Origin of the sequence: Micromonospora cremea (assembly GCF_900143515.1) — a bacterium.
GTDB lineage: Bacteria > Actinomycetota > Actinomycetes > Mycobacteriales > Micromonosporaceae > Micromonospora > Micromonospora cremea.
Map to the genome: position 1 here is coordinate 482491 of NZ_FSQT01000002.1, position 12818 is coordinate 495308.

The following is a 12818-nucleotide window of genomic DNA, read 5'->3' on the forward strand; positions in this document are numbered from 1 at the left end:
CAGCACCGGCGAAGCCTCGCCGGGTGGAATCTCCCGGCCCTGGGCTCAAGCGGGCCGGGCATGTGGCGGGTCAGACCCTGCCGTGGAAGAAGACGGAGGACGGATCGTGGCCCGGAGAAGACTCTGTCGCGGAAGATGTCGCGCGCGGAGTTGGATGAGTGGTCGCGGTGGCACAGCGAGGAGTACGGCGACCGGAAGTGACAGGCGCACGCTGGGTCCCGGACCGTTGGCGGTCCGGGCCTCAGCCGCGTTCTACCCGCGCCGTGCGGCCCCGCGACCGCATCGGCGACCGGGCGCCGAACCGACGAAGACGCCGACCACCCCGCCGACCATCCAGCCCACGGAGCCGCGCGACTGCGAGGCGTACGTCTACACCGGCACTACGCAGAACCTGTGCGCCGACTTCCCCAACCCTCCCGGCACGGTTAACTGCTCTGACGTGAAGTACCGGGTCACGTTGGCGGACGTCAACAACGACCCGTGGGGCCTGGACGGCAACAGGGGCACGCCGGGGTTTGGCTGCGAGTCCAACCCCCTCAAGCCGAACACCGCCCTGCCGACCACCAGCCCCGCGCCGGGCGCGGGCGGCGGCCTTCCCGTCACCGGTGTCAACGCCACTGCGCTCGGCGCCGTCGGTGTGATCGCGGTGCTGGCTGGCGTAGCGCTGGTGGTGGCGCGCCGCCGTCGGGTCCGCTTCGACGCCTGACCTTCACCGGAACGCCCCCGCTGCCGTGAGGTGGTGGGGGCGTTCGTGTTTGCCGGACCCGGCTACTGGCGCTGGTAGCCGTCGAGACGGGGCTGATCCACCATTCGGATGCCGGATACACGTCGATCCGCTTCACCACCCACCTCGTCGACGGTACGAATCGATGTTCTACGCTCACCACCACCCCGACCAGCAAGCCCTGGTCACAGTCTGACTCCACCAGATGCGGGGCGGTTCACACGATCCTTGACACCAGGTCTTGACGGAGTGTCTGATCTAGTGCTGGTTTGGATCATATTCGGACGGCTGGACTGTGCGCAGCGCCGGTTTAGTCGGTGGGTGAGGAAGTGCCGGTGGCGAGAGATTGTTGGTTCCGTAGCCCTAGCTGGGACCAGGCCGCTCGCACCGACCGTGCCGGTCGAGGCCGGGCTACTGGCCGACGCCATGCACCCCGCGACGAGACACGGTCATCCACGTGGGGAGGCAGAGCATGAAGATGCTATGGCGGCGGCGCGTCCTGGCCGCTGCCCTGTCGCTCACGGCGGCCGTTGGTGGCCTACTCGTGGCCGGCACGGCCCATGCACAGACAGTGGCCACCGGGTCTCTAAGCTTCAACGGGGACAGCGGTGACTACATCAGCCAAGGTAAGTCGTACTCGTACTCCACCAGCAACGGCGACGCGTTGACCGTCTCCAGCTCGACCGGTAGCACGGTCAGCATCTCGGTCAACGCCTACAACGGCGACTGGTGGACCCTCACCTTCGACGCACCGGGCACGCAGGTTCTCGTCCCGCGCACCTATACCGCCGCGCACCGGCACCCGTTCAACGGGACCGGCCCAGGCCTGGACCTGAGTGGCGAAGGGCGGGGATGCAACGAGCTGACCGGCTCCTTCACCATCATCAAAGCGGTTTTCGGTCCCCGAGGCTATGTGCAGACCTTCGACGCTACGTTCGAGCAGCACTGTGAGGGAGGGGACCCGGCGGCGCGTGGTGAGATCCACATCTCGAACCGGCCACCGCCACCCGAGGTGGCGCCCAAGCCCGCCGCTACCACCAGGCCGCACGCCGCGACCACCAGGCCCGACGCCACGCCGAGCAGCAGGCCCAGTGCCACGCCGAGCAGCAGGCCCAGCGCCACGCCGAGCAGCAGGCCCAGCGCCACGCCGAGCAGCAGGCCCAGCGCCACCGCCGTCGGCAGCGGCAACACCTCCGCCAACGACACTGACGCCAACACCGCGGCGGTCGTGAGGAACGCCGTCTTCTCGCCGCTTCTGCTGATCGGGGTGGGCCTCGTCGCCTTGGCCGGCCTCGTCGCCGTCGGCCTCGCCGTCGGCCTCGTCATATACGTCCGCCGCCAGTGACTCGCGAGCACCCTCGACGTTCATGCGCCGGATTTGTACGCCCGCACGGTCTGCCCGATCCCAGGACCTCCATGACAGATCAGTCTCGGGACGGGGGTGACAAGTCCGGCTAGGCGACCTTGTCCGGGCATTCATGCTCCCAAGTCAGCGACGCGGGCGCCTGAGCCATCGTCGGTAGATCCAGAAACCCGCAGTTGATCCCGCGCAGCCCCAGCGCCCTGCGTGCGACGGCGAGGAGCAGCTTCTCGAAACGGTCCCAGCCCAGCCGCAGGTCGAGGTCCTCCCCGGGGGGTCGATTCCCGGGCAAACCCGGCACCGGTAGCGTCTGCAGGTTCTGGTCTGACTGCAGCGGCAACCATGGTCCGGCCACGGTCCGATTCTCCCACGGAGGCACCAATCGGCAAATCTGCACCTCTGCCTAGGGGTGGCGGCCCGCACGGTGTGCAAGACCTCCGCCACCGACAGCCGTCTCCGCTGGCGGGCAGCATAGACGGAAACTGCCCGACCCCCGACCCCCGCTACCGAGCAAGATCAGGGCGTTCTCAGGGCGTCAGGGCGTATTCAGGGCGTCAAAAGTCGACCAGCGATGACCAACAAAGCCCATAGGCAACGGGCTATACGACGAGGTCGCAGCCTTGATCGAGGCTGCGACCTGGTGGGCGACGGACGAGTCGACCTGTACGCCGGATTCTGTGCGCGGCGCGTACCCCGAAGGGTGTGCGCCGGCGGCGGCCATCCATCTCGGCCTGCCGTTGCCGGCAGGCTCCAGCGGCCTACCCGCAGACATCGGGCGGGCAGCCCTCAAGCGTCTGCGCCGGGTCGTCATCTTGCGGTGACGGCCCTTACTTGGCCTTGCTCCGGGTGGGGTTTACCGAGCCACCCCGGTCACCCGGGGTGCTGGTGGGCTCTTACCCCACCGTTTCACCCTTACCGGCCCCGATGGGGTCGGCGGTCTGTTTTCTGTGGCACTGTCCCGCGGGTCACCCCGGGTTGCCGTTAACAACCACCCTGCCCTGTGGAGTCCGGACGTTCCTCGGCGGTGGGCCAGAAGCCCGCCGACGCGGCCGCCCGGTCGACTCGTCCGTCGCGCTCTCATCCTAACGACGGGAGGCCCGCCGGTATTGCCGCCCCGCCTGATCAAGATCGCGCAGCTCAGGGGTGGTCGCGGCGGTCATCGGCCGGGAGTCCGGCGTTCCCGCCCGACCGCGCGGGGTCTAGCCTCGTGGGGCTATGGATCTCTCCCACGCCGCGCTGCTGCTTGCCGCCGGTCTCGCCGCTGGCACGGTCAACGCGGTGGCCGGTGGTGGCTCGCTGATCACCTTTCCTGCCATGATCGCGGTCGGGCTGCCGCCGGTGCCGGCGAACGTGAGCAACTCCGTCGCCGTGTTCCCCGGGTACCTGTCCAGCGTGGCGGGCAGCCGCGCGGATCTTCCGCGCGGACGGGCGCTGGCCACGCTGGTACCCACCACGATCGTCGGCACCATCCTCGGAGCGCTGCTGTTGCTGGCCACCCCGGCCCGCGCGTTCGAGCTGGTCGTACCGTTCCTGGTGCTCGGCGCGACCGCCGTGCTCGCCTTCCAGGACCCGCTGCGCCGGCTGGTCGGTCACCCCCGGGACCTGTCGCCGCGCCAGCGGACGGTCGCGGTGCAGACGATGGTCGCGCTCGGTGCGGTGTACGGCGGGTACTTCGGCGCGGCGCTCGGCGTGATGCTGGTCGCCGGTCTGGCGCTGGTGCTGGACGCGACGCTGGCCCGGGTGAGCGCGATCAAGAACCTGCTCTCCGCGGTGGTGGGGTTCACCACGCTGGTGGTGTTCGCCCTGTTCGGGCCGGTGAACTGGGCCGCCGTCGCGGTGGTCGCCCCGGCCACGCTGATCGGCGGGTACGTCGGCGCCCGGCTGGTGCGCCGGCTGCCGCCGGTGCTGCTCAAGACGATCATCGTGGTGTTCGGCACGGTGATCGGGCTCTACCTGCTCTGGCGCGCCCTGAGCTGACCCCGGCCGACGCCGCCCCCGCCCGTCGACCGACGCATGGATCTTGACGGTGGGACGGGCAGGGACGGGACGGCGGCGGTCAGTAGACCTCGCCGACCGGCTCCTCCGGGGCGTGCTCGGTGCCGGCGGCGGCCCGGTTCCACCGGGACCAAAGCACCCGCTCGCCGTAGCCGGCGGCCATAACGTGCGCGAAGGCCAGGTAGACCAGCACGCCGACGGCGAGCACGCCGAAGCCGACCCAGAACGGCAGCGACAGCGAGTGCTCGGCGAGCTTGCCGGAGATGATCGGCGCGGGCGCGGCGGCGCCCCAGCGGACCAGGTTGAACGCGCCGGTGGCGACCCGGCGGTCGCTGGAGCCGAGGCCGAGCGCCAGGTCGGTGAGGTTGGCGTTGGCCAGCCCCATGCAGAGCCCGGCGAGCACCAGCACCACGAGCGCCTCGGCGGTGCTGGTCGAGGTCGCGAAGAGGACCATGCAGACCAGCAGCCCGGCGATGGCCACGCCGACGGTCTGCACCGCGCCGATCCGGTGGGCCAGCCGGTGGCCGATCACCAGGATGCCGGCGGCCAGGCCGAGCCCCCAGCCGGTGAACGCCAGCCCCAGCGGGATGACGTCCAGGCCCAGGAAGAGCGGTGTGTAGCCGAGCACCACGAAGAAGACGAAGTTGTACGTGCCGGTCACCACGCAGAGCGCGATGAACGCGGGACGGCGGTAGGTGGCGAAGATCTGACCGACGCGTACGGGCGCCTGCCGGTTGGTCGGCTCGCGCAGCTTACGGGCGGCCACGCCGAGCGCCAGCACCATGAACACGCCGCAGACGAAGAACGGCAGTCGCCAGCTGACCTCGCCGAGCAGGCCGCCGATCAGCGGGCCGACGGCGAAGCCGAGACCGAGGGCAGTCTCGAAGAGGCCGACCACCCATTCCCGGTCGATGGCGAGGTTGACCAGCACCACCATGGCGGTGGCGAAGAACATCGCGTTGCCCAGCCCCCAGACGCCGCGCAGCACGGACAGCTGCACGATGTTGTTGCTGAACGAGGCGAGGATCGCGGCCAAGCCGACCACGGAGACCCCGGCGATCAGCACCGGTTTGAAGCCGAACCGGCCGCTGGCCAGGGTCGCCGGGATCATGCCGAGGGCCATCACCGCGATGTACGCGGTGAACAGCAGCTCGACCTGCCAGGCGGTAACCCCGATCGCGTCGCCGATGGCCGGCAGGATCGGGTCGACGACGGCGATGCCGGCGATCGCGAGGAAGGCCACCAGTGTGGTGGCGTAGATGGCACTGCGGTTCGGTTCGGAACGCCGATCCACTCCGACTCCTCAATTAGCTGTATGTTACAGGTACTTATCCTGTATCATACAGCTATGAGCGATGACCCCTACCGGGACACCGAGGCCGGGACCGACGAGGTCACCCTGGGCCGGATCGAGACCGAGGTGGCCCTGCTGATGCGTTTCGGCGAGGCGACCCGGCGGGCCACCGGCACGGCCGAGCACCGGGTGCTGGACCGGGCGGCGTACGTGATCCTGCGTCACCTGGACGCCGCCGGCCCGCAGAACGTCTCCGCGCTCGCCGCTCGACTCAACCTGGACGGCTCGACCGTGACCCGGCAGGTGTCCGCGCTACAGCGCGACGGCCTGATCACCCGTACCCCGGACCCGTCCGACGGCCGGGGCACCGTAATCTCCCCCACCACCACGGGCCTGCAACGGATGGCCGCGGTGCGGGCCGCGCGGACCCGGCTCTACGGCGACATGCTCGGCGACTGGCCCGGCGAGGACCGGGAGACCCTCGCGGTGCTGCTGCGCCGCCTCAACGAGGCCCTGGAGTCGCGCAACCGCACCCGCTGAACCGCGCCCCGCACAGAGGAAGGGCCCCTTGCGTCGACAAGGGGCCCTTCCTCTTCCCTCAGGACGTCAGGCGACGGGCTCCCGGGCGGAGTCGGCGTCGCGCTCGGTGCCGGGGGCGACCCGGGGGTCACCCTCGTCGGCGAAGTAGTCGTCCGGCGTGGTGCCGTCGACCCCCTCGGCCACCTTGGCGGCGCGCACGGCCAGCGTCACCAGCGCCGCGACCGCCAGGTTCACCAGCACCGCCACGATGCCCACGTAGATCGTCTTGGTGGTGTCGAAACCGAACTCCGACAGCGGGAACGCCGAGCCACCGAAGTGCTTCCGGGTGGGGCTCGCCACCTGGTAGAGCATCCACATGCCCAGCCCCATGCCGACCGCCCAGCCGACGATCAGGCCGGCGCGGTGGAACCAGCGGGTGTAGAGACCCAGCGCCACCGCCGGCAGCGTCTGGAGGATGATCACGCCGCCGATCAGCTGGAGGTCGATGGAGAACTGCGGGTCGAGGAAGACGATGCAGGCCACCGCGCCGACCTTCACCACCAGCGAGGTGATCTTCGAGACGTTCGCCTCCTGCGCCGGGCTGGCGTCCCGCTTCAGGTACTCCTTGTAGATGTTGCGGGTGAACAGGTTCGCCGCCGCGATCGACATGATCGCCGCCGGCACCAGCGCGCCGATGCCGATCGCCGCGTACGCCACACCCGCGAACCAGTCCGGGAACTGCTGGTCGAAGAGCAGCGGCACGATGGTGTTGTTGTCCACGCTGCCGGCCGACGCCCCCGGCAGCGGCTTCACGCCGGCCGCGATCGCCATGTAACCGAGCAGCGCGATCAGCCCGAGCAGCAGGCTGTACGCCGGCAGCGCCGACATGTTCCGCTTGATCACGTCGCGGTTCCGGCTGGCCAGCACGCCGGTGATGCTGTGCGGGTAGAGGAAGAGCGCCAGCGCCGAGCCGAACGCCAGCGTGACGTACTGGAGTTGGTTGTTGCCGTTGAGCAGGATCCCGTCGTTCGGGTTGGGCGAGGCGTCGAACTTCGCGTCCGCGGCGGCGAAGATGTCGCCCCAGCCGCCCAGCTTGTACGGCAGGTAGATGATCGCCACCAGGATCACGATGTAGATCAGCGTGTCCTTGACGAACGCGATCAGCGCCGGCGCGCGCAGCCCCGACTGGTAGGTGTAGGCGGCCAGGATGGCGAACGCGATGATGATCGGCAGGTGCCGGGCCAGTGCGTTGTCGCCGGTCACCCCCATCGTCTTGAGGACCGCCTCGATGCCGACCAGCTGCAACGCGATGTACGGCATGGTGGCCACGATGCCGGTGATCGCGATCAGCAGCGCCAGCACCGGCGAGTCGAACCGGTTGCGGACGAAGTCGGCCGGGGTGACGAACCCGTGCCGGTGCGACACCGACCAGAGCCGGACCAGCACCAGGAAGACCAGCGGGTAGATCACGATCGTGTACGGCACGGCGAAGAACCCTGCCGCGCCAGCCCCGAACATCAGCGCCGGCACCGCCACGAAGGTGTACGCGGTGTAGAGGTCACCCCCGACCAGGAACCAGGTGATCCAGCCGCCGAAGCTGCGCCCGCCCAGCCCCCACTCGTCGAGGTGGGCCATGTCCTTCGGGGCACGCCAGCGGGCGGCCACGAAGCCCATCGCGCTGACCAGCAGAAAGAGCAGGGAGAAAACGATGATCTCGGTGAGATGGTCGCGCCACATCAGCGCTCACCCCGCTTCTTCGTCATCTGGTAGACCAGCGTCGTGGTGGCAACGCCGAGAAGGATCCAGGCCAGTTGAAGCCAGTAGTAACGCGGGAAACCGAAGATCCGGGGCGAGTCGCCGTTGAAGAAGGCCGGGATCAGCGGCACCACGATGGGAATGAAGAGCAACCAGTTCCAGGGGCTGTGGTCCTTCGCCCTGGACGGCGCCGTGGTGGGCGCCTCCGGTTCCGGTGCAGCCATGTGACACACCTCCGGGAAGTCGTGGCTCGCGATGTAACGGCCGGAGGCTACGACTCTGTGACCGCTGTCACGCGCGCTGCGCGGAGGGTGCTGCGCCGAGCGGCCGACGGCATGCGCCGAACGGCGCAGGCGGTCGGGCGGACGGGCGTGGAGGTACGGCCGGATCAGCCGGCGGAGAGGTGCGCGGTGTCGTTGACCGTGCGCACCGCGACGCCGCCGTCGGGCCACATGTCGAGCACCGAGATGCCGGCCGCGTCCAGGAAGAGCCGGTGCAGGAAGGCGTCGCTGGCCGCGAGCGCGTCCCGCAGCACCAGCTTGATCGGCGAGACGTGCGAGACGACCACCACGGTCTCCCCGGGGTACGCCTTGAGCAGCCCGGCGACCACCCGGTGGCAACGCTCGGCCACGTGGGTGAACGATTCACCGCCCGGCGGGGCGATCCGGGGTGAGGCGAGCCAGGCGTCCATCTCGCCCGGCCACTGCGCGCGCACCTCGGCGAAGGTGCGCCCCTCCCAGTCCCCGAAGTCGCACTCGATCAGGTCGTCCTCGGTGCGTACCGGCACGTCACCGAGCGCCCCGGCGATCGCCGCCGCGGTCTGCGTACACCGGGACAGCGGTGAGCTGAGCACGGCCGCGACGGACGGGGCCAGCGCGGCCACCCGGGTCGCGGTGGCCCGGACCTGGGCCCGGCCGCGCTCGGAGAGCGGCACGTCGCCCCGGCCGGAGTAGCGCCGCTGCTCGGTGTACGCGGTCTCGCCGTGCCGGACCAGGATCAGCCGGGTGGCGGTGAAGCTCGGTCGCGGCTCCCAGGAGGCCGGCGCGGTCGCCGGGTCGCTGGCGGTGGTCGTCGCCGCGGGCCGGCCGGCGGCAGCATCCATCACGGCGGTGGTCGACGTCGGCGCGGGCCGCCCGGCGGCAGCGTCCATCGCGGCGTTGGCCAGCGCGTCCGCGTGCCGGTTCTGCTCGCGGGGGATCCAGGCGAACCGGACCGCCGCGAACCGGCCCACCAGCCCGGCCGCCTGGGCGGCGAGCGGTCGCAGGCCGGGGTGCTTGATCTGCCACCGGCCGCACATCTGCTCGACCACCAGCTTCGAGTCCATCCGGACGTCCACCTCGGCGGCGCCCAGCTCGGCGGCGGCCGTCAGCCCGGCGATCAGCCCCTGGTACTCGGCGACGTTGTTGGTCGCCGTACCGATCGACTCGGAACGGTCGGCGAGCACCTCGCCGGTCTCCGGGTCGCGCACCACCGCGCCGTAGCCGGCCGGGCCCGGGTTGCCCCGGGACCCGCCGTCGGCCTCGACGACGACCACGCGCGGCGCCACGACCTACAGGCCCGACTCGTTGGTGCGGACCATGATCCGCCGGCAGTCCTCGCAGCGCACCACCTCGTCCGGCGCGGCCTTGCGGATCCGGGCCAGGTCGGCGCCGGAGAGCTCCAACCGGCAGCCGCCGCAGCGGCCTGCGGTGAGCAGCGCGGCGCCCAGCCCGGTGTCCTGGCGGATCTTGTCGTAGAGGGTGACCAGCTCGCTCGGGAGGTCGGCGGCGAGTGGCTGGCGGGCCCCCCGCTTGAACTCCTCCTCCTTGGCGATCTCGGCCAACGCGTCGTCCCGGCGCTGCTCGGTCGCGGCCCGCTTCTCCCGGGTGTCGGCCAGCCGCTGCTCCACGCCGTCCAGCACGCTCTGCGCGGTCTCCCGCTGCTCCAACAGCTCCAGCTCGGCGTCCTCCAGGTCGCTCTGGCGCCGGTTCAGCGAGACCAGCTCGTGCTGGAGCGCCTCCAGCTCCCGGGCCGGCCCGGTGCCGGCGGCAAGCCGGTTCTGGTCCTTCTCCTTGCGGGCCCGGACCTGCTCGACGTCCTTCTCCAGCCGGGCGATGTCGCGGTCCAGGTCGTCGACCGCCACCTGGGCGCGGACCCGCTCGTCCTCCAGCGACGACAGCTCCCGGGCCAGCGCCTCCAGCTCGGCCCGCTCGGGCAGCGAACGCCGGCGGTGGGCGAGCTGGGCGAGGTTGGTGTCGATCGCCTGGAGGTCGAGCAGGCGGCGCTGCACCTGGGGGTCAGCCTTCACGGTCGGGCTCCTTGTCGTCCACAACGGGTGCGGCGGCGTGTACGGTCCACGGGTCGGTGTCCAGGTCGGACACCAGCGTCTCGACGCCCGGCGCCTCCCGCAGGACGGCGGCCAGGTCGTCCAGCCACGGTCGTTCAGTCGCCCAGTGGGCGGCGTCGATCAGGGCGGGACCATCGGCGGCGAGGTGCTCGCCGGCCGGATGGTGCCGCAGGTCGGCGGTGAGGAACGCGTCCACCCCGGCGGCGGTCGCGGCGCCGAGGAAGCTGTCCCCCGACCCGCCGCTGACGGCGAGGGTACGAACCATACGCCCGGGATCCCCCGCGGCGCGAACTCCCCACGACGTGACGGGAAGCACCGCGGCGGCGTGCCGGGTCAGCTCGGCGAGGGTCATCGGGCGGGGCAGCTCGCCGATCCGGCCGATACCCCGGTCGTCGCCGTACGCGGGCGACCCGGGCGCGGGCCGGCGCAGCGGGCGCAACCCGGTCAGCCCGAACCGGGCGGCGAGGGCATCGGAGACGCCCGGGGAGGCCACGTCGGCGTTGGTGTGCGCCACGTAGAGCGCCACCCCGGCCCGGATCAACTGATGGACGATCCGCCCCTTGAACGTCGTCGGGGCGACCGAGGAGACCCCGCGCAGCAGCAGCGGGTGATGCGCCACGATCATGTCGACGCCGGCGGCCAGCGCCTCGGCGACCGTCTCGGGCACCACGTCGACCACGCAGAGCACCCGGTGGACCGGGGCGGTCGGCTCGCCGAGCACCAGACCCACCCGGTCCCACTCCTCCGCCCAGACCGGCGGGTAGCGCCGTTCCAGCTCGGCCACCACGTCGGTCACCGTGGGGGTGGATCCGAATACGCTCACGGCGGGCCAGCTTACCGTCGCGCGGGCCGTCGGGCGGCGACGCCCGGCCGGGCCGCGCCGGGCGGGCGGCGAGCCGGGCGCCCCCGCGCGACGATCAGGCGGCGAGCCGGACGCGCCCGCCGACGGTCAGGCGGCGCGGCGGGAGCCGGCGAGCAGTGCGGCCAGCGGCATCTGCCAGGGGAACGCGTGCAGGTGCTGCTCGCCCGTCCCCGGCGGGTGCAGGGCGACCACGTGATCACCGAAGAGCACCGTGATCCCCCATTCGGCCAGTCGCGCCACGCCGGCCCGGAACGCCGGGTGGGCGGCCATCGCGGCGTTGGTGTACGGCACCGCCACGATGGGGACGCCCTTGCCCTGCGCCTCGACCAGCAGGCCGAGCGCGAGGGTGTCGGCGATCCCGGCCGCCCACTTGTTGACCGTGTTGACGGTGGCCGGACAGACGATCATGGCGTCGGCTGGCGGCAGCACGTCCGGGTCACCGGGGTTCTTGTAGTGCGTCCGCACCGGGTGGCCCGTCTGCCGGATCAGGGCGGACCTGTCGACGAACTTGGCGCCGTCCGGCGTGGCGACCACGCAGACCTCCCAGCCGTCCTGCTGGGCGAGGTCGACCAGACGGCCGACGTGCCGGGCCAGCGGCGAACCGCAGACGATGACGTAGAGCACCTCGCGGTGCCCGCTGGTGCGCTGTGAACCGGCCATCAAACCGGCTCCGCGCTCATACCCCTACTCCCATGTGCTCAGCCAACTCCGCTACCGGAGAAGGCGGCGCACCACGTGTGCGACGCAGGATGTCCGCCATCACCTCGTGCGCGATCGGCCGGCAGCGGATCTCCGACGGGGCGAGCCGGTCGCCGCGCAGCAGCATCTCGCCCGCGTTCGCCACGTCGCCGACCTGGGCGAAACCGCGGGCGATGTCGAGCAGGTGGTGCGCCCGGCGCTCGGGCAGCAACGCGTTGAAGGTGGGCTCCACGATGCGCAGCTGGTGCACCTCCACCGCCCGCCCCCCGTCGCCCAGCTCCACCGCGGCCGCGGCCCGGTGCAGCTCCACATTGGTCGGGCCGAACGAGGTCCAGTAGTGGTTGTGGTCGCCGCCGAGCAGCGTGGCCGCCTCCTCGGCGCCGTTGATGAGGTCGTCGACGGTGGCCGAGTCACCGATCCGCGAGGCGGCCATCGCGCCCTGGAGCAGCAGCATCCCGTAGACGGAGAGCCGGGCCGGGGAGGCGTCGTTGCCGCCACAGGGTGCGAGCCGGTTGGCGATGGTGACGTTCAGCTCCAGCGCCGGACGGGCGCGGCCCATCGCGACCAGCGCGTTGCACACCCGGGTGGTGGCGATGCCGGCCAGCAGCGGATCGTCGGCCCGCTGGGCCACCGCCATCGATCGGTCCGCGGCCAGCCAGGCCAGCTCGCACTCGCCGAGCTTGCGCAGCACCGAGGAGGCGATCTGGTAGACCTGCCCGAGCAGGTGCGCGGCCTCCGGGGCCTGCTCGCCGCCGTAGCCGGCGTCGGCGGCCTGAGCGTCGCGCAGCAGCTTTGGCAGCGCCCGGGTGAGCATCCCGTAGCGGCCGTACTGGTAGGCGAGCCAGGCGTGGTTGACGGCCTTGCGCATGTCGTCCAGCGGCGGCGGGTACGGCGCCGCGTCGAAGTACGCGCTCATCGAGTCGTACCGCTCCAGCGCCGCCCTGATCTCCTGCACCTCGACCTGGTCGATGCAGTTCAGCGCGTCGGTCCGCCGCTCCGGGTCCTTGCCCATCAGCAGCTGCACGTCCACCTGGAGGATGTCGGCGATCTCGTAGAGGACCGAGAACTTGTCCAACCGACGGACGCCGCGCTCGACCTTGTCCACCCAGCTCTTCGACTTGCCTAACCGGTCCGCGAAGACCTGCTGCGACATCTTGCGTCGCCCCCGCCAGTAGGCCACTCGCCGCCCTATGGGTAGCTCGTCCATCTCCCCATCCCTCCCCCCTGCCGCCCCGGCAATCGGGCCGGGGCGATGTCCGCGGGTGCGGCGATTCTTTTTCATCT

General features: G+C 71.1%; 13 protein-coding genes and 1 other RNA gene. 4 read left to right on the forward strand and 10 right to left on the reverse strand.

Annotated elements, in window-relative coordinates; all coding sequences use genetic code 11:
* The first annotated feature begins 439 nt into the window (after window positions 1-439).
* Together BUS84_RS39040 and BUS84_RS38245 are read left to right on the forward strand one after the other, a co-directional pair.
* A complete protein-coding gene (locus BUS84_RS39040; RefSeq protein ID WP_208869679.1) occupies window positions 440-706 on the forward strand; it encodes an LPXTG cell wall anchor domain-containing protein in 267 nt (88 codons plus the stop codon).
* A gap of 490 nt (window positions 707-1196) precedes the next feature.
* On the forward strand, window positions 1197-2069 hold the full coding sequence (locus tag BUS84_RS38245) for a hypothetical protein (RefSeq protein ID WP_159451032.1): 873 nt from the start codon (window positions 1197-1199) through the stop codon (window positions 2067-2069).
* A gap of 109 nt (window positions 2070-2178) precedes the next feature.
* On the opposite strand, the gene BUS84_RS15515 is transcribed toward BUS84_RS38245, so the two are convergent.
* Together BUS84_RS15515 and rnpB are read right to left on the reverse strand one after the other, a co-directional pair.
* Window positions 2179-2439 (reverse strand): hypothetical protein, encoded by a 261-nt coding sequence (locus tag BUS84_RS15515; protein WP_074313303.1) that lies wholly within the window; start codon window positions 2437-2439, stop codon window positions 2179-2181.
* A 293-nt stretch (window positions 2440-2732) separates the two neighbouring features.
* An RNA gene (gene rnpB / locus BUS84_RS15520) (RNase P RNA component class A) lies at window positions 2733-3149 on the reverse strand.
* A gap of 150 nt (window positions 3150-3299) precedes the next feature.
* Here rnpB and BUS84_RS15525 point away from each other — a divergent pair.
* Window positions 3300-4061, forward strand: a complete 762-nt coding sequence (locus BUS84_RS15525; RefSeq protein ID WP_074313305.1) for a sulfite exporter TauE/SafE family protein — start codon at window positions 3300-3302, stop codon at window positions 4059-4061.
* 79 nt (window positions 4062-4140) lie between these two features.
* Here BUS84_RS15525 and BUS84_RS15530 read toward each other — a convergent pair whose 3' ends face one another.
* Entirely contained in the window at window positions 4141-5373 is a 1233-nt protein-coding gene (locus tag BUS84_RS15530) for an MFS transporter (RefSeq protein WP_074313307.1), read from the reverse strand.
* A gap of 54 nt (window positions 5374-5427) precedes the next feature.
* On the opposite strand from BUS84_RS15530, the gene BUS84_RS15535 reads away from it, so the two are divergent.
* Window positions 5428-5913, forward strand: a complete 486-nt coding sequence (locus tag BUS84_RS15535; protein WP_074313309.1) for a MarR family winged helix-turn-helix transcriptional regulator — start codon at window positions 5428-5430, stop codon at window positions 5911-5913.
* Window positions 5914-5979: 66 nt separating this feature from the next.
* Here the strand turns inward: BUS84_RS15535 and mctP are convergent, their stop codons facing one another.
* The 7 genes from mctP to BUS84_RS15570 all read right to left on the reverse strand — a co-directional run bounded on the left by mctP (window position 5980) and on the right by BUS84_RS15570 (window position 12741).
* A complete protein-coding gene (mctP, locus tag BUS84_RS15540) occupies window positions 5980-7629 on the reverse strand; it encodes a monocarboxylate uptake permease MctP (RefSeq protein ID WP_074313311.1) in 1650 nt (549 codons plus the stop codon).
* On the reverse strand, window positions 7629-7871 hold the full coding sequence (locus BUS84_RS15545; RefSeq protein WP_074313313.1) for a DUF3311 domain-containing protein: 243 nt from the start codon (window positions 7869-7871) through the stop codon (window positions 7629-7631). Before BUS84_RS15545 ends, mctP begins: the two co-directional genes overlap by 1 nt.
* 164 nt (window positions 7872-8035) lie before the next feature.
* Window positions 8036-9193 carry a bifunctional RNase H/acid phosphatase gene (locus BUS84_RS15550; RefSeq protein WP_074313315.1) on the reverse strand — a complete coding sequence of 386 codons (1158 nt, stop codon included), beginning with the start codon at window positions 9191-9193 and terminating at the stop codon, window positions 8036-8038.
* Between the two features lie 3 nt (window positions 9194-9196).
* Window positions 9197-9934, reverse strand: a complete 738-nt coding sequence (locus tag BUS84_RS15555; RefSeq protein ID WP_074313317.1) for a zinc ribbon domain-containing protein — start codon at window positions 9932-9934, stop codon at window positions 9197-9199.
* Entirely contained in the window at window positions 9924-10760 is an 837-nt protein-coding gene (locus tag BUS84_RS15560; RefSeq protein WP_208869850.1) for a Nif3-like dinuclear metal center hexameric protein, read from the reverse strand. Before BUS84_RS15560 ends, BUS84_RS15555 begins: the two co-directional genes overlap by 11 nt.
* 162 nt (window positions 10761-10922) lie before the next feature.
* Window positions 10923-11495 carry a flavoprotein gene (locus BUS84_RS15565; protein WP_074313320.1) on the reverse strand — a complete coding sequence of 191 codons (573 nt, stop codon included), beginning with the start codon at window positions 11493-11495 and terminating at the stop codon, window positions 10923-10925.
* A 16-nt stretch (window positions 11496-11511) separates the two neighbouring features.
* On the reverse strand, window positions 11512-12741 hold the full coding sequence (locus BUS84_RS15570; RefSeq protein ID WP_074313321.1) for a helix-turn-helix domain-containing protein: 1230 nt from the start codon (window positions 12739-12741) through the stop codon (window positions 11512-11514).
* Between the last annotated feature and the right edge of the window lie 77 nt (window positions 12742-12818).